Here is a 15,883-nt window from a genome sequence, read left to right as displayed (position 1 = left end):
GAGAGCCTGTGCCCATGACCGAACCGGCCAGGGCGCTGGCCACCCGCATCGAGCGGTTCGAACAGGCCGCGGACCCGGAGCTGATCTGGGAGCCCGCGGCGCTGTCCGAGGCCGAGCAGGCGATGCGGGCGTGCGCCGGCGACCGGACCGACGCGGTCACCTGGCGGCTGATCGGCATCCTGCACCTGGCCCGCTACCGGCTCGACCCGCAGACCACCCAGGACGCCGCGGTGGCCGGCGCCTTCTTCGCCGCCGTGGCCGTGCTGGACCCCGGCCGGCTGCCCGAGAAGCTGCGCGGCTCCAACGTGCCGCCGGGCGAGTCGGCCGACACCTGGGCGGGGCTGGTGGAGGAGGTGCTGGGGCACGTCGATCCGGCCGCGTACCGGCACGTCGGGCTGCTCATCCACGCGCTGGTCCGCCGCGCCATGGCGCACCCCTCGCCCGAGGTGAGCGAGCGGCTGACGCGGCTGCTGCTCCAGGAGTCCATGCGCTCCGCCGACTCCTCCTGGGCGTCCGGCGCGCTCGGCCTGGTCGGCGCAGGGCTGGTGCGCCTGCACGCCATGACCGGCGAACGCGGCGTCATCGGCGACGCGGTGCACGTCCTGCTGCGAGCCGCGCTCGGCGACGCCGCCCACGCCGGAGAGCTGGCGACGGCGCTCGGCTCTGCGGCGCCCGACGACGAGGAGCTGGTCAGGGCGTACGTGGCGGCGGCCGAGACGCCGCCGCGCAGCCGGGAGCGGTCCCAGGCGCTGCTCACCCTGGTCGACCTCACCCAGGCGCGGGCCGCCGCCTCATACGCGGACGGCGACCTGCTGGCGTTCATCAGGGCAGGGCAGTGCGCGCTGGACTTCTGGCACGAGCAGTGGGCGCATCCCGGCGTCGTGGCGCCGTACGCGTCGGGGCTCATCGAGTGGTACGTCGTCACGGGCGACGAACGCTCACTCGAAGCCGCCACCGAGATGCTCGAAGCGCTGCGCGTCGCGCCCGACGAGAGCACCCGCGGGCTCGGCGCCGACCCGCTCGTCCGGCTCGGGCTGCTCGGCAAGCGCCGCTGGCGCCGCTACCTCGTCACCGGCGACCTCACCGACCTGGACGACGCCGTGAACGTGCTGCGCCAGGCCGCCAGACGCGCCCCCGACGGCCACCCGGACCGTGCCAGGCACCTGACCACCCTGGCCAACGCCCTCCTCCGCCGGGCCGTCGTCACCGGCGGCGACCCCGCCGAACCCATCGCCGCGGCCCGCGCCGCCCTCGCCTGCCACGAGCCGCAGGACCCGGCCAGGGCGGGCACCCTCATGCTGCTCGCCCGTGCGCTCCGCCTCGGCCTCACCCCGGCGACGGCCGATGAGACCGTGGCCGTCTTACGGGAAGCCCTCACGGTGGGGGGGCAGGCGGGCTTCCGGGTGGAGGCGTACGGGCTGATGTCGGAGGTGCTGTGCTGGCGCGCCACCCGGACGGAGGGCGAGCGGCGGGGCGAGGACCTGCGCGCCAGCCGGACGGACGGCGAGCGGCGGGGCGAGGACCTGCCCGTCACCCGTACGGACGGTGAGCGGCGGGCCGAGGACCTGCGTGAGGCCGTGCTCGCCGCCCGGCAGGGGGTCGAGCTGGCGTTGAAGGCCTCGCACGGCCAGCCGGGCGCGCAACGGGTGCTGTGCAGGGCGCTGCTGACCCGCTACACCGCCCAGCACGACGCCCGCGACCTCACCGAGGCGCTGTCCCTGGCCGGAGAGGACGACGCGGCGCTGCTGTCCGGCGTGGACGTGCCGCCCGCCGTGGACGAACAGCTCGCACGGGCCGCCACCGAACTGGCACTGCGCCTGCCGGACGAGCCGGTGACGCTCAGACTGCTCGCGGTGGCCGAAGCCGGGGCGCCCGAACCTGGCGAGTTCCTCCTGGAGACGGCCCAGCGTCTGACCGCCGCCGGCCGCCGCAGCACCGCCGCCCGGGTGCTGGAACGGGCGGTGCGGGCGTTCGAGTCGGCGGGCGCGGCGGGACGGGCCGCGTACGCGCTGGAGGTTCTCGGCGCGACACACGAGGACGCGCAGGATTATGTCCGGGCCCTCACGGCGTACGACCGCTCGGCCACCCTCCACCACTCCCTCCCCGACCCAGGCGCGGAGGCGCGCCAGCTCGGCAACATGGGCCTCGTCCACCTGCGCACCGGCGACCCCGCCCGAGCCGTCGAACACCACCTGAGGGCCGTGGCCCTGTGCGAGGCCGCCGGACTGCCCGCCGAGGAGGCCGCCCACCGCGAGCACGCGGCCGAGGCGTACCTGGCGCTGGGCGACCCCGCCTCCGCCGTCACCTGCGCCGCCCGAGCCCGCGAGCTGTACCAGGACGCCGGCGACAGGCGGGCCGCCGCCCTGGCCCTCGTCCCCGCCGCCAGAGCGGCCGTGGACCAGGACGACCTCACCGCCGCCAACGAGCGCATGGCCGCCTGCGCCATGGAGCTGGAGGCGGCGGGGGAGTGGGAGGAGGCGTGCGGGGCGCTCGACGCGTACGCCGTCACGCTGGCGGCGCACGGACACCACGGCCACGCGGCGGCCTGCGAGACCCGGCTGGTGGAGATCGTGCGCCGCAGGGGGCAGCGGCGCGAGCCCGCCGACGAGTGGTACCGCCTCGGCCAGCGCCGCCGCGCCCGCGGCGACACGAGCGGCGCGAGGATGGCGTTCGAGCTGGCGGGACGCGAGTACGAGGCGATCGCCCACCACGACGGGGCCGCGTCGGTGCGCTACAACCTGGGCGTGCTGGCGTACGCGGAGGGTGAGCCGGAGCGGGCGCTGGAGGCGTTCGAGGCGGCGGCGGAGGCGTTCGCGGGGCTGCGGGCGCCGGCCAAGGAGGCGGTCGCGCTGGTCATGCGCGCCACCTGCCTCATCGCGCTGAACCTCGTCGAGGACGCCCTCGCCGACCTCGACCGCGCCTCGGACCTGGCCGCCGCGGAAGGCGACCTGGACGCCCTCTTCACGGCCACACTCGGGCGGGCCGCCGCGCACGTCCGGCTGGGGGAACCGCAGGAGGCGGCGGAACACCTGTACGCGGCGCTCGGCCTGGCCTCCCAGGACCCGCTCAAGGAAGCCGTCGTCCGCGACCGCCTCGCCGCGCTCGCCGCCCGTGACGGCGACCTGCGGGCGCAGGCCGCCGAGCTGGAGGCCGCCCTGGACGGGTTCCGCGCCGGCGGCCAGGAGCGGCTGACGGCCCTCGCCTCCATCAAGCTCGGCCTCGCCCTGGAGTCGCTGGGGGAGTTCCGGCAGGCGCGGGCCCGGCTCGAGGAGGGGCTGGCCGGTCTGGCCGCCGCACCCGACCTCCGGTCCTCGGGCGCGCCCTTCGAGATCGTCGCCGCCATGGCGGGCGGCCTGGACACCGCCCTCCTGTCCCGCCTGGCCGGTATCCAGCTCAGCCTGGGCGACCTCGTCCGCGGACGGGCCACCCTCGCCCAGGCGGTGGCGTCCCTGCGGGCGGAGGGGCGGCGGGGGGAGGAGGTGGAGCGGCTGGAGCTGTGGTCGCGGCTGGAGGAGGCCGAAGCGGCCGGCGACCTCACCACGGCCCGCACCCTGGCAGAAGAGGCCCTCGGCGTTGTGGCCGTTGACGGGTCCCATCTCCTGGCCAAGCTGTCCGGCTACTGCCGCGAGCTGGGCGACCTGCCCGCCGCCCACGCCTACGCCACGCGCGGGTACGAACTGCGCGACGACCGGGTGATCGAGCACCTGCGCAACCTCGGCGCGGCGGCCACAGCCATGGGACGGGCAGAGGAAGCGACCGGCCACCTCACCAAGGCCGTCTCCCTCGCCCGCGACGCGGACTCCGCACTCCCCGCCCAACTCGTCCGATCCCTCGCCCTCCTTGGGGCCGCCCTCACGGACCTGGGCCGCACCCAGGAGGCCGCGCGGGCGTACGAGGAGGGGCTGGCCGCCATCGACGCGCCGATCTGGCGGGCGCTGCGAGCCCCGCTCCTGTCCGGCCTCGCCGACCTCCACCTCAGGCTCGGCGACCTGGACGAGGCCGCCGCCTGCTACCGCGAGGCCATCGCGATCGGCGAGGAGCTGGGCCGCCGCACCGACCTCGCCACCGCCTACGCCGACCTCGCCCTGACCTGCGAACTGCGCGGCGCCACCGCCGAGGCCGTCCCGCCGGCCGAACGCGCCCTGGAGCTGGAACGCGCCCACGGCCACGCTCGCGGAACGGTCCTTTCCCTGATCGCGCTGGGCCGCCTGGGAGCGCCGGACCGGCTGGAAGAGGCCCTCGCCCTGGCACAGGACATCGGCTTCCACGCAGGAGAGGCCATCGCACTGACCCACCTCGCCACCCTCAGCCTCACCACCGACCTCGTCCCGTCCACCTCCACCCCGCCCACCACTGCCCCTTCCGCCTCCGCCCGGCCCGCAACCGCCCCGCCCGCCGCTGAGGGCGCCGCCACCGGCGACCTGGTCGGCGCTGAGTTGGCCACCGCCTCCCTCACGCAGGCCCGCCACCGCCTCTCCACCGCCATCGACCTCCTGTCCGACCTCGGCCACGACCACCACCTCGCCGCCGCCTACCACCACCGCTCGCTGGCCGAGGAGGGCCTCGGCGACCTCCCCGCCGCCCTGGCCGACGCCGAACGTGCCTGCGCCCTGGGCCTGGAGACGGCCCGCGACCGCACGATCCGCCTGGCCGTCCGCCTGAACCTGGGCATGACCGCCTGGACCCACGCCGAACAGTCCAAACTCAACGCCTACCGAACCCTCACGAGCCAAGTGCCCGCCGACCTCATGGAGCCCGAGCAACAAGCCCTGCGAACCATCCGAACCCTGACCACGATCGCCCGCAACACCCGCGACCCCGACCGAGCAGCGTCCATCTTCCGCCGCGCCCACACCGCCCAGGACGCCCTCGACAGCCGCATGAACCCCGACCAGATGGCCGCGTTCGGAGGCAGACCACCCACCAGAGCCCAGCTCGACGCCCTGGTAGACGTCCCCGACCACACAGGGGGAGCGAGGGCGCTGCTCGGATTCCACTGCGGCGAGGGCACCGTGACGGTCCTGGCGCACCGCACGGGCTGGCCGGAGCCGCGCGCCTTCCCCACCACCGTCGGCCCTGACCTCCTGGACGCCTTCCGCCGCACCATGAACGGCCGCAGACCCGGCCTCCTCGACATCGAGGCCCGCCGCCACCGCGCCGACCTCTGGCGCCGCCTGGCCGACCTCCTCCTCGCCGACGCGCTCACGGCCCTGGGCAACGGCATCGACCTGCTCCACCTGTTCCCGCACCCGGCGCTCCGCCAGATCCCCCTGCACGCCCTGTCCCCGTCCGGACACCTGCTCATCGAACGGTTCCCGGTGGCCTACGCCCCGTCCGCCACCGCCCTGGTCCGCCTGACCCGCCGCCCCCGCACCCCGCGCACCGGCTCGCTGGCCCTCGCCTTCACCGCCGACCCGGCCGCCCGCCCCGTCGTGGAGGCCGAGGCCCGCGACGCGGCCACCCTGCTCGGCACCCACCCGTCCCCCGAGGCCACCGCGGATCTCCTCCAGGGCTCCTGGGACGTGCTGCACCTGGCCTGCCCGGTCGTGTACGACCACGCGGACCCGTTCGGCTCAGGCATCCGCCTGTCCGACGGCCTCCTCACGGCCCGCCACCTCCTGACCATGAACGTGGCCGCCGACGTAGCCCTCATCACCGCCCACGAAGCCCCCGACACAGCCGCCCTTACAACGCCGCCCCAGTCACCCGCCGGAGACACCCGCCACCCCCAGGACCTCCGCCACACCCAGGACGCCCGAGACGCCTGGGACGTGCCAAGCCCGCACACGTGGGACGGCATGGCCGCACTCTCCCACGCCCTGCTCCACGCAGGCATCCGCGCCGCCCTGCTCACCCTCTGGCCGGTGTCAGCCGAGATCACCCGAGCCCTCACTCGGGACATCCACACCCGCCTCAGCACCGGCACCACCCCGGCGCACGCCTTCCGCGCCGCCGTGCTGTCCCTGCGCGACCTCTACGGCTCCACCGAGCCGGACCTCTGGGCCTCGTACGTGTCGGTCGGCCTCTTCACGGACTCGCCCGCCCACGGCGACCCCGGCACCAGCGTCACCAGCGCCAGATAGCCAAAGAACCCCACGGCCAGCCCCACGGCGTACCCGCCGAACACCTCGGGCAGCCCCAGCATCGCCGTCGCCAGCCCGCCGCCCACCGCGGCCAGCACGGCCGCCAGCTCGGTGAGCCCGGTGCCCGAGCGCCGCCCGCGCAACGTCCCGTACGTGATCCAGCCGATCACCAGCCCGAAGCAGATCGCGCCGACCACCGCCATCGCCGGAACCTCCAAGTCCATCGGGCCACCCGCTCACCGGCCACCGCGGAAGGATCTTCGTTCACGATCGCACGCGACACCGACCACGGTCTAGAGGTAGGACTTGGCGGCGCTCACCAGCTCGGCCGCCGCGTCCCGCGTGTCCACGTACAGGGCGGTCTCGGGGGTGCGCTCGCGCACGTCCTGATCGCGGATGGCGAACACGGCGGGCGCCACCCCCACGTCGCCGTAACGGCTCGCCACGGCGGCCCCGATCGCGCGGCGCACGTCGCCGACCACCTCCCGCGCGGTGTGCCCGGCCCCGGCGGCGGCGACGTACCCGAGCATCCCGGCGAAGCGCAGCTCACCCTCGGCGGCGGGCCGCTGCTCGGGCAGCACAGGCCGGTCCAGCCAGAACACCTTGCCCGCCAGGAACGCCTCGTAGCCGTCGCCGCCGTTTCCCTCGCGGCCGAGCACGCGGGCGGTCTCGGCGAGCAACTCCCCGAACTCGGCCAGCTCGGCCTCGGGCGGCAGGTCCGTGGTGACGAACAGGGGCACGATCAGCGAGTCGAGCATGTGACTATCCCTCCGTGAGGAGCCTCATCGTAGGACGCCGCACCGACAATCCGGGTGCGCCGGCTCACGCGCCAGCGGGTGCCAACCCTCGGGCGGCTAGCGCTCGCTCCACTCACCCTCGATCGCCGAGTGCACGATCGAGTCGCGCCACCCATGCGGCGTGCTCAGATGGTGCCGGATGCGCCCTTCCTCCACCATCCCCGCCGTCAACATCGCAAGCTGGGCAGGAAGGTTGGCGGGCGACCGGGCGCCCCAGATGCGGTGCAGCCCGAGCTGCTTGAACCCGAACGACAGCAGCAGCCGTACGAGGTCCGTGCCGATGCCCCGCCCCCACTGATCGGGATGCAGCCCGAACCCGATCTCCGCGCTGTGCGGCAGCTCGGTCTCGATGCGGAGCCTGGCCACGCCGATCACGTCGCGGTGGGCGGCGTCGACGACGGCGAGGACGTACAGGCGGCGCGGCTCGGCCAGGGCGGCCTCGACGGCCTCGTCGACGAGGTCGGTGACTTCGCGCAGGCTGCGCGGGGCGAAGGGGGCGTGCTGGAGGGCGGCGGGGTGGCTGTAGACGGTGTGCAGGGCGGCCACGTCGGCCTCCGTGACGTCACGGAGGCCGAGTCGTTCGCCATTGCAGACCACACGGCGCATGCGGAGAAGGTAACTCGTGTCCGGTGATCTTTACAAGCCCTTGTCAAGTGGCGAGTTGACTCCCGTAAGCTCGCGCGACAAGTTCGGCGACGGCGCTGTGCGCGCCGAGCGGGTCGGCGTGGCCGGCGTTGATCGACGCGGCGGCCTGCTCGACGACGCCGGCGGGGGTTTCGTGACCGATCACGCAGGGCGCGATGGCCAGCCGCTCGGCGCCCGCGGCGCGCAGCCGCTGGGCGGCGACGCCGACGCCCGGGTCGCTGTCCAGCGAGGCGGCGACCACGGGCAGCGTGAGCCGGGACGCCAGGAGCACCGCGGTGGCCTGCACGGCGTGCACCGCGCGGGGCCCGCCGGCGGTGGCGAGGATGACGGCGTCCACGGGGCTGGAGACGTTCAGCAGGCGGACGCGGTCGGCCCTGGCCAGGCCGCGTTCGGCCAGCCGGATGTGCAGGGCCTCGGCCAGCAGCGGGTGCGGCCCGAGCGCCTCGGTGACGACGGCCCCCGAGCCGCTGGCGGCGACGGCCTTGCCGATCTCGGCCATGATGACGGGATCGTCCCAGGTGAGCAGGGGCACGACGACGGCGTCGCGGCCCGCGGGCAGGGAGTCCGCCAGGTCGGTGATGCTCGTCAGGCGCACCTCGATCTGCGGGTTGTCGACCCGGACCACGGCCGCGATCTCCTCGGCCACGCCGGCGGTGCCGCCGGGGGTGGCGAGCACGAGCACGGGGGCGTCGGGCGGCAAGGACGTGGGCACGGGACGGCGGTGGCGACCGCCGCCCGGCCGAGGGGAACGTTCTCGTACAGGCAGGCTCACAGGCGCGCAGTTTATGCCGTTTCGCCGCTGCTTGTTCTGGGAATCGATGGCGATTCCGTCACAACCCCTACCTGGACGGTATGACCACTGACTGCGGGTTGCCGGGCGCGTACACCGTGATGCCCTGCGGCAGTGATCTGAGCTTCTCGATCTCGGCGCACGCGGGGCACTTGTCGTAGCCGTTCTGGCGGGCCAGGTTCGCCGCCGCCTCGGCCTTGGCCTGCGCCACCTTGGCCTCGGCCTCGGAAACCGCGGCTGCGGCCGTCAGCGACCTGTCCACGGCCTTCTGCACATCGGCGGGCAGCGTCACCTTGACCAGCGTGAACCGCAGGCCGGTGAGGAAACTGCCGCCCAGCATGACGGGCAGGTCGCGGGCGAGGGTGGCGTTGACCGCGTCCTGCACCTTGGTGATGTTGGCGTTGCTGTCCTGCGGCTGCAGCGCGGAGCTCTTCAGCAGCGAGCAGGACGGCACCAGCTCGACGCAGCGCATGGCGCCGATCTGGCCGCGCAGCGCGTTGTCGATCACGGGCCGGACGGCCTGGCCGAAGAACGCGCTCCAGCCCTCGTCGCCGTCCCAGGGATGCAGCGAGTTGTCGTCGCCGGCGCGGAAGGTCCTGGTGCCGTACTTGTCGTCGAACTTCTTCAGCGTCTCGTGATCCAGGTTGAGCGTGAAGTAGAGGGTGCCCTCGATGCCCAGGTTCACGCCGTCGCTGCTGGGCACCGTCACCACGTCCACGCCGAGCACGGTGGCGCGCCTGGCGTCGGCGGTGATCGTGTAGAAGCGCTGCTGCGCCGGGTAGAGGTGGACGGCGGACCACATGCCGGTCCAGGTCAGGCCGGAGCCGGGGTCGATCACCTGACGGACCTTGTTGTCGTCGAGCGGGCCGCCGTCACGCACGACGGCCACCTCGCCGCCGCCGGTGCTCTCCATCCCGCCCAGGGCCCCGATGATCAGGGGGATCGCGAGGATCGCGGCGGCGATGGCCAGTGCTGTTCTCATACGGACCCTTTCCGCGCGGGCGGCGTTGGCAGCCGCCGCCCGCGCTCCTTCGCGGCATTCGGGTCTATGACGGGTTAGGCGTACGGGCCCACCTGCGGCGTCTTGGTCTTGGACGGCGGCTCGGCCAGGTCGAGGTCACGGGTCTCCGGCGCGATGGCCAGGCCCACGGCCGTGATGGCGAGGGCGACGACCACGTAGATCGAGACCGCGACCGTCGTCTGGAACGCCTGGAAGAGCTGCAGCGCGATGATGGGGGCCAGCGCGCCGCCGACGATCCCGGCCACCTGGTACCCCATGGACGCGCCGCTGTAGCGCAGCCGGGTGCTGAACAGCTCGGCGATGAACGCGGCCTGCGGCCCGTACATGGCGGCGTGCGTGATCAGCGCCACCACGGCGGCCAGCGCGATGAGCGGGAAGGACTTGGTGTCGAGCAGCGGGAAGAAGACGAACACCCACACCGCCGCCGCGACGACGCCGGCGAAGTAGACGGGGCGGCGGCCGTACCGGTCGGACAGCGCGCCGGCCAGCGGGATCAGCCCGAGCTGCAGCGCCGAGCCGATGAGCACGGCGTTCAGCGCGTACGAGCGAGGCAGGTCGAGCTGACCGGTGATGTAGACGATGATGTACGCGGTGAAGGTGTAGAACGCGACGTCCACCCCGATCCGCGCGGTGAAGGCCGACAGCAGCGCGCGCGGGTGCGTGCGCAGCACCTCCAGCAGCGGCATCCGCGCCTTGGCGCCCTTCTGCTCCAGCTCGGCGAACAGCGGCGACTCGGTGATCCGCAGCCGCACCCACAGGCCGACGAACACCAGCGCCCCGGACAGCAGGAACGGCACCCGCCAGCCCCAGGACAGGAACGCCGCGTCCGACAGCGTGAAGGACAGGATGGTCAGCAGGCCGGTGGCCAGCACGTACCCGGCGGGCACGCCGACCTGAGGCCAGCTCGCGTTGAAGCCGCGGCGGCGGCCGTCGCCGTGCTCCAGCGACATGATCACCGCGCCGCCCCACTCGCCGCCGAGCCCGAGCCCCTGCACGAACCGCAGCAGCGCGAGCAGGACGGGGGCCAGCACGCCGACCGCGGCGTAGCCGGGCAGCACCCCGATGAGGAACGTCGAGACGCCCATCACCAGCAGCGTCACCACCAGCACGGTCTTACGGCCGGCCCGGTCGCCGAAGTGCCCGAACACGATGCCGCCGAGCGGCCTGGCCACGAACGCCACGGCGTTGGTGGTCAGCGACGCCACGACGGCGTTGAACGGGTCGAGCGACGGGAAGAACAGCGTGGGGAAGACCAGGGTCGCCGCGGTGGTGTAGAGGAAGAAGTCGTACCACTCCAGCGAGGTGCCGATCAGGCTGGCGAGGATCACCCGCCGGGTCTGTTGGGGGGAGCCTGACATCCGATCGCTCCTTGAGTTGAGGGGGGATAGTCATCAACATAGGAATCGTTGAACAATTCGACAAGAGTTTTGCTCCATGATTCCCTGTTAAATGTGGATAACGTGGTTGCCGACCTGTCCCAGGACCGCTCCCGGCTGGGTCGCAGCAGCACGGCGGAGCGAGTGGCCGACATCCTGCGCGACCGCATCAGCGAGGGCTTCTTCCAGCCCGGCCAGCGGCTGTCGGAGGAGTCGATCTCCGAAGGGCTCGGCGTGTCGCGCAACACGCTGCGCGAGGCGTTCCGGCTGCTGGGCCACGAGGGGCTGCTGGAGCACCGGCTCAACCGGGGGGTGTTCGTCCGGCTGCCCTCGGTCGAGGACGTGCTCGACCTCTACCGCGTCCGCCGCGTGCTGGAAGGCGCCGCCGTACGACGCAAGCCGTCGGAGGAGGCACTGACCACGATCAAGGAGGCGGTGGCCGACGCCCGCAGAGCCGCCGCCGCCGACGACTGGCAGGCCGTCGGCACCGCCAACATCCGCTTCCACCAGGCGCTCGTCTCGCTGAACGACAGCCCGCGGATCGACGAGGCCATGCGCCAGCTCCTGGCCGAGCTGCGCCTGGTCTTCCACGTCATGGAGAACCCGCGGGCCTTCCACGAGCCGTTCGTCGAGCGCAACCTCGCCCTCATCGAGCTGATCGAGTCGGGGCGGCCCGAGGAGGCCGCCGCCTACCTCGACGACTACCTGCACCATGCCGAGCGGCTGCTCATCCACGCCTACGAGCCGAACCGCTAACGTGGCCCCATGGAGCGGATCTTGACCCTCGACGAGGCCCGCGCGCTGCTCCCGGCGGTCATCGCGGAGGCCGCGGAGCTGATCGCGGCCCGTGCCGACCTGGCCGAGATCGACTTCCAGCGGCGCACCGGCGGCCGGTCCGAGCTGGGCGGCCTGCCCGAGCTGAAGGGGCTGCAGGCCAGGATCGAGGAGATCCTGAGCGGGTGGAACGAGCAGGGCATCGAGGTCAAGGGCATCGCGCCGGTGCTGGTCGACTTCCCCTCGCTGCTCGACGGCGCCTCCGTGCGGCTGTGCTGGATCGAGGGGGAGCGCGAGCTGGGCTGGTACCACCGTACGGAGCTGGGCTTCGCCGGCCGCCGTCCCCTGTAGGGGCCTTGACGTCCTTCGTCATGGCGTGTATTCAACTTATAGGTTGATTAACCAGGAGGTTGAATACAATGCTCCTCGACAACAAGATCGCCGTCGTATACGGCGCGGGCGGATCGATCGGCGGCGCGGCGGCCAGGGCCTTCGCCCGCGAAGGCGCCCGCGTCTTCCTCGCCGGACGCACCCGCGACAAGCTCGACGCGCTCGCCGCCACCCTCCCCGGGGCGGAGGCCGCCCAGGTGGACGCGCTCGACGAGGCCGCCGTCGACGCCTTCACCGGCTCCGTCGCCGAACGCGCCGGCCGCATCGACGTCTCCTTCAACGCCATCGGCATCCAGGACGTGCAACGCCCGCTCGGCAAGATCTCCGCCGCCGAGTTCCTGCGGCCGATCGAGGTGGCCACCCGCACCCAGTTCCTCACCGCCAGAGCCGCCGTCCGGCACATGCCGACCGGCGGCGGAGTCATCCTCATGTTCGGCGGCGGCGGGCCGCAGACCCAACCCGGGCTCGGCGGGCTCAAAGTGGCGCTCGACGCCATGGAGAGCATGCGCCGCCAGTTCGCGTGCGAGTACGGCCCGGCCGGCGTCCGCGTCCTCACCCTGGTCACCGGCGGCATCCCGGAGAGCCTGCCCGACGGCTTCGGCCCCAGGGACGAGATCACCGCCGCCATCGCCGAGGCCACCCTGCTCAAGCGCGCCGCGACGCTCGCCGACGTCGGGAACGTGGCCGCGTTCGCCGCCTCCCACCTGGCCGCCGCCATGACCTCGGCCACACTCAACATCTCCTGCGGCACGATCGTGGACCACTAAGGTGATCGCACCGTCCGCCTGACAGGAAGACCGCCGAGCATGCCCGACGACCAGCTCAGCCTCACCTTCGCCGCGCTCGCCGACCCGACGCGGCGGGCGATCCTGGCGCGGCTGGCCGAGGGGGAGGCGACCGTCAACGAGCTGGCGGAGCCGTTCGAGATGAGCCTCCAGGCGGTCTCCAAGCACCTCAAGGTGCTGGAGCGGGCGGGCCTCATCAGCAGGGGCCGCGACGCCCAGTGGCGGCCCTGCCGCCTGGAGACCGCGCCCCTGGAGACCGCCTCCGCCTGGATCGACCGGTACCGCGAACGCTGGAGCGGGCGGTTCGACCGGCTGGAACAAGAGATCCGGCGCATCCAGGAAGGACCGTCAGCGTGACCGGCACCGAGTTCGGGACAGCAGGACATCGTCATGGACAGGACCTCAGCGTGACTGACACCGACTTCGTGATCGAGCCGGGGCAGCAGGACATCGTCATGGACAGGACCTCAGCGTGACTGACACCGACTTCGTGATCGAGCCCGGACGGCAGGACATCGTCATGATCCGGCACTTCGACGCCCCGCCCGACCTGGTCTTCCGCGTCGTCACGGATCCGGCGCTGATCCCGCGATGGTGGGGGCCGAACTTCCTGACCACCCGCGTCGACCGCATGGAGGTCACGCCGGGCGGGCGGTGGCGGTTCGTCAACGCCGACGCCCAGGGCCGGGAGTGGGGGTTCAGCGGCGTCTACCACGCCGTCGTCCCGCCCGAGCGTTACGTACGGACGTGGGAGTTCGAAGGCGCGCCCGAGGAGGTCGCGCTCGAAACCGTCACCCTGACGCGGACGGACGGCCGGACCCGCTACACCGCCCGCTCCGTGCACCCGACCGTGGAGGCCCGCGACGCGATCATCCGCGCCGACGGGCCCCGCGGCGGCCGGGAGTCGATGGACCGGCTCGCCGCCCTGCTCGTGTCCCATCTGTGACCAACCGGCCACGCCGGGTCCGACTCTAAGGGGGTGAGGGAAAGGACCACAGCCATGAGGCACTCCTCACTGATCGCCGCCGCACTCCTCACACCCGCGGCCCTCGCCACCCCGCCCCCCACAGCCCTCGCCGCCCCGTCCCCTGCGGCCCTCGCCGCCCCGACACTCGCGGTCGGTGTCACTCAGGGGCACGCGGCCGCCGCCCCGGCCCACGCGGTCACTGCCGCCCCGGCCCATGCGGCCCTCGCCGCCCAGACACCCGCGGCCATCGCTGCCCAAGCACACCTGTGGGGCGCGCAACCGGTGGCCAGAGCCGCCTGGGTCAAAAGCTGCTACGACAAGAAACGCCAGGACACCGACCCCTGCGGGTCTTGGCGACTGAGCCTGCGCGACGGCCGCCAGGTCACGGTGCGCGCCGCCGCCGCCCGAGGCGTCGACGGCAAGGGCCGCCGGGCGCACCACGCGGGCACGTTCGCCGTCAGCGGTGACGGCAGCGTCATCCTGTACGAACGCGCCCGCGACCACCGCCTGGTCGTCCAGCCCGTCGCCGGCGGCCCGCCCACCACACTGCCCAGGTCCGCCAGACCTGCGGGCATCGGCAGCGACGAGCTGGCCGTCCGGCTGTCCCCCTCGGGGGACCGGGTGCTGATCGACTACTACGACGACGAGGGCCGCCTGCCCACCAAGGTCGTCACCGTCGCCACGGGAGAGACCGCCACGCTTCCGGCCACGTACGGGGTGCTCGGCTTCAGCGCCGACGGCGGCGAGGTGCTGGCCACGCGGCAGATGGACGACAACACCACCGCCCTGTACGCCCTCGGGCCCGGCGATGACTCGATCCGCAGCACGCCACCCCAGGTCGTCGTGAACGCCGCCGCCTGGGCGCTGGCCGCCGACGGAACCACGGTGGCGGTGCTCGTCCAGGGGGACAAGGCGCGGATCCGCACCTATGACCTGGCGACGGGGGAGTTGTCCGAGGGGGTGGACGTGCCGGTCGGGCGTGAATTGTCGCCTTCGAGCGCTTGGTGGGAGGGGTCTCGCCTCAGGGTCACCTACGCGAAGACTGCGGACGTGGGGAACTCGGCGGTGATACGGGTGCTCACCGTCGGTCCCGGACACGGGCTGGTCACTCAGGACGAGACGTACAAAATCGGCAAGAACTACACGTTCGCGGTTGCGGGGGAGTGAACGACATGCGCATCAAAACCATCACCACACTGGCCATCGCCTCGGCCCTGACCCCAGCCCTCACCTGGCCGGCGTCCGCCCACACGACGCTTGTGCACGGGGCGTCTGTGCACGGGGCGTTCGCACACGCAACGCCTGCGCACGCAACGTCCGCGCACACGGTGCCTGTGCACGCAACGTCCACCCACACGGCGCACAACCACAGCATCCGGTACGCCTCCATCAAGAGCTGCCCCGTCAAGGGCGGCGGCGCCAGGCCGTGCGGCGACTGGCGGCTCGTCATGCACGACGGCAGCCGCACCACCCTGCCCGACGCCCAAGGCGTGGCGAAGGAGGCCAACGGCTCACCCAACCGCTACGTCCCGGCCCCGGTGGCGGTCAGCGGCAACGGCCGGCGGGTCGCGTACTTCACCGAACAGGGCCCCCTCGCCGTGCGCACCCTCGGCGGCGGTGTCAAGCGGCTCGCGGCGGACGCGCTGCCCAAGGTGGCGCAGTACGAGGTGACGCTGCTGCTGTCCGACGACGGCGCCCGGCTCGTCGCGGTCGTCGGCGGCGACAAACCCTCCGGAACCCGCATCTTCGACACGGCCACCGGCAACCTGCTCGGCACCCTGCCTCCCGAGTCGTCCGTGCTCGGCTTCAGCGGCGACGGCGACGAACTGCTGGCCACCGCCGAGGGCGCCGAGAACGTCACCGACCTGGTCATCCACTCCGACACCGGCGAGGAGCTGCGCCGCGTCACCCCGCCACAGGTCATCGCGGCCAACGTCCCGCAGGCACTGGCCGGCGACGGGCGTACCGTGGCCAGCCTGCTGTCCGGCTCCAAGGCGGAGCTGGTCACCTACGACTCGGAGGGCGACCAGCTCGCCGGCCGTAAGCGCGTCAAGCTGCCCGCCGGGGACGTCCAGATGCTCGACTGGACGGGCGACACGCAGGTCACCGCCCACCTGACCAGCGACGCGTCCGGCTCGACCCGGATGACGATCGTGCAGATCGACACGGCGACGGGCACGGTGCGGGTCCGCGACCGGTACACGGTCCTGCGCGACTCCTTCTTCTTCGCGGCCTGCGGCGGCTGACCGACTCGG

General features: G+C 73.1%; 15 protein-coding genes. 9 read left to right on the top strand and 6 right to left on the bottom strand.

All coding sequences use genetic code 11. From position 1 onward, the window contains the following. The first annotated feature begins 14 nt into the window (after positions 1-14). The gene (locus ABD331_RS24410; RefSeq protein WP_344478774.1) at positions 15-6,083 is read left to right on the top strand and encodes a tetratricopeptide repeat protein; all 6,069 of its coding nucleotides are present in this window, start codon (positions 15-17) and stop codon (positions 6,081-6,083) included. Here ABD331_RS24410 and ABD331_RS24405 read toward each other — a convergent pair. The 6 genes from ABD331_RS24405 to ABD331_RS24380 form a co-directional block, all read right to left on the bottom strand. After that, the gene (locus tag ABD331_RS24405) at positions 5,975-6,307 is read right to left on the bottom strand and encodes a hypothetical protein (protein WP_344478771.1); all 333 of its coding nucleotides are present in this window, start codon (positions 6,305-6,307) and stop codon (positions 5,975-5,977) included. The two genes, ABD331_RS24410 and ABD331_RS24405, sit on opposite strands and share 109 nt — an antisense overlap. A gap of 69 nt (positions 6,308-6,376) precedes the next feature. Then, a complete protein-coding gene (locus tag ABD331_RS24400) occupies positions 6,377-6,841 on the bottom strand; it encodes a hypothetical protein (RefSeq protein ID WP_344478769.1) in 465 nt (154 codons plus the stop codon). A gap of 96 nt (positions 6,842-6,937) precedes the next feature. Then, positions 6,938-7,486 (bottom strand): GNAT family N-acetyltransferase, encoded by a 549-nt coding sequence (locus ABD331_RS24395; protein WP_344478766.1) that lies wholly within the window; start codon positions 7,484-7,486, stop codon positions 6,938-6,940. 43 nt (positions 7,487-7,529) lie between these two features. Further along, positions 7,530-8,237, bottom strand: a complete 708-nt coding sequence (locus ABD331_RS24390) for a sirohydrochlorin chelatase (protein WP_262380411.1) — start codon at positions 8,235-8,237, stop codon at positions 7,530-7,532. 127 nt (positions 8,238-8,364) lie between these two features. Further along, positions 8,365-9,297: an SPFH domain-containing protein gene (locus ABD331_RS24385; RefSeq protein ID WP_344478761.1), complete on the bottom strand. Its 933-nt coding sequence runs from the start codon at positions 9,295-9,297 to the stop codon at positions 8,365-8,367. 74 nt (positions 9,298-9,371) lie between these two features. Further along, a complete protein-coding gene (locus ABD331_RS24380; RefSeq protein WP_344478758.1) occupies positions 9,372-10,694 on the bottom strand; it encodes an MFS transporter in 1,323 nt (440 codons plus the stop codon). Between the two features lie 93 nt (positions 10,695-10,787). On the opposite strand from ABD331_RS24380, the gene ABD331_RS24375 reads away from it, so the two are divergent. The 8 genes from ABD331_RS24375 (at position 10,788) to ABD331_RS24340 (ending at position 15,874) form a co-directional block, all read left to right on the top strand. Then, positions 10,788-11,468 (top strand): GntR family transcriptional regulator, encoded by a 681-nt coding sequence (locus tag ABD331_RS24375; RefSeq protein ID WP_344478756.1) that lies wholly within the window; start codon positions 10,788-10,790, stop codon positions 11,466-11,468. A gap of 9 nt (positions 11,469-11,477) precedes the next feature. Then, positions 11,478-11,837, top strand: a complete 360-nt coding sequence (locus tag ABD331_RS24370) for a DUF2203 domain-containing protein (RefSeq protein WP_344478754.1) — start codon at positions 11,478-11,480, stop codon at positions 11,835-11,837. Positions 11,838-11,905: 68 nt separating this feature from the next. After that, positions 11,906-12,643, top strand: coding sequence for an SDR family oxidoreductase (locus ABD331_RS24365; RefSeq protein WP_344478752.1), 738 nt, complete (start codon positions 11,906-11,908; stop codon positions 12,641-12,643). Between the two features lie 39 nt (positions 12,644-12,682). Continuing rightward, positions 12,683-13,018 (top strand): ArsR/SmtB family transcription factor, encoded by a 336-nt coding sequence (locus ABD331_RS24360; RefSeq protein ID WP_344478750.1) that lies wholly within the window; start codon positions 12,683-12,685, stop codon positions 13,016-13,018. After that, the gene (locus tag ABD331_RS24355) at positions 13,015-13,137 is read left to right on the top strand and encodes a hypothetical protein (protein WP_344478748.1); all 123 of its coding nucleotides are present in this window, start codon (positions 13,015-13,017) and stop codon (positions 13,135-13,137) included. The genes ABD331_RS24360 and ABD331_RS24355 overlap by 4 nt, the downstream gene beginning before the upstream one ends. Continuing rightward, positions 13,134-13,607, top strand: a complete 474-nt coding sequence (locus ABD331_RS24350; RefSeq protein ID WP_344478746.1) for an SRPBCC family protein — start codon at positions 13,134-13,136, stop codon at positions 13,605-13,607. The genes ABD331_RS24355 and ABD331_RS24350 overlap by 4 nt, the downstream gene beginning before the upstream one ends. 54 nt (positions 13,608-13,661) lie before the next feature. Continuing rightward, positions 13,662-14,795, top strand: a complete 1,134-nt coding sequence (locus tag ABD331_RS24345) for a hypothetical protein (RefSeq protein ID WP_344478744.1) — start codon at positions 13,662-13,664, stop codon at positions 14,793-14,795. Positions 14,796-14,800: 5 nt separating this feature from the next. Further along, on the top strand, positions 14,801-15,874 hold the full coding sequence (locus ABD331_RS24340) for a WD40 repeat domain-containing protein (protein WP_344478741.1): 1,074 nt from the start codon (positions 14,801-14,803) through the stop codon (positions 15,872-15,874). Positions 15,875-15,883: the final 9 nt, after the last annotated feature.

Source organism: Nonomuraea monospora (assembly GCF_039531895.1).
Lineage (GTDB): Bacteria > Actinomycetota > Actinomycetes > Streptosporangiales > Streptosporangiaceae > Nonomuraea > Nonomuraea monospora.
The sequence above is the reverse complement of the archived record's forward strand: the minus strand, read 5'-3'. Positions and strand labels throughout refer to the sequence as shown.

Excerpts from the sequence above, each read along its gene's own strand:
- ABD331_RS24410 (WP_344478774.1), top strand. The coding sequence starts at position 15 with ATGACCGAACCGGCCAGGGCGCTGGCCACCCGCATCGAGCGGTTCGAA.
- ABD331_RS24405 (WP_344478771.1), bottom strand. The coding sequence starts at position 6,307 with ATGGACTTGGAGGTTCCGGCGATGGCGGTGGTCGGCGCGATCTGCTTC.
- ABD331_RS24400 (WP_344478769.1), bottom strand. The coding sequence starts at position 6,841 with ATGCTCGACTCGCTGATCGTGCCCCTGTTCGTCACCACGGACCTGCCG.
- ABD331_RS24395 (WP_344478766.1), bottom strand. The coding sequence starts at position 7,486 with ATGCGCCGTGTGGTCTGCAATGGCGAACGACTCGGCCTCCGTGACGTC.
- ABD331_RS24385 (WP_344478761.1), bottom strand. The coding sequence starts at position 9,297 with ATGAGAACAGCACTGGCCATCGCCGCCGCGATCCTCGCGATCCCCCTG.
- ABD331_RS24380 (WP_344478758.1), bottom strand. The coding sequence starts at position 10,694 with ATGTCAGGCTCCCCCCAACAGACCCGGCGGGTGATCCTCGCCAGCCTG.
- ABD331_RS24370 (WP_344478754.1), top strand. The coding sequence starts at position 11,478 with ATGGAGCGGATCTTGACCCTCGACGAGGCCCGCGCGCTGCTCCCGGCG.
- ABD331_RS24365 (WP_344478752.1), top strand. The coding sequence starts at position 11,906 with ATGCTCCTCGACAACAAGATCGCCGTCGTATACGGCGCGGGCGGATCG.
- ABD331_RS24360 (WP_344478750.1), top strand. The coding sequence starts at position 12,683 with ATGCCCGACGACCAGCTCAGCCTCACCTTCGCCGCGCTCGCCGACCCG.
- ABD331_RS24345 (WP_344478744.1), top strand. The coding sequence starts at position 13,662 with ATGAGGCACTCCTCACTGATCGCCGCCGCACTCCTCACACCCGCGGCC.
- ABD331_RS24340 (WP_344478741.1), top strand. The coding sequence starts at position 14,801 with ATGCGCATCAAAACCATCACCACACTGGCCATCGCCTCGGCCCTGACC.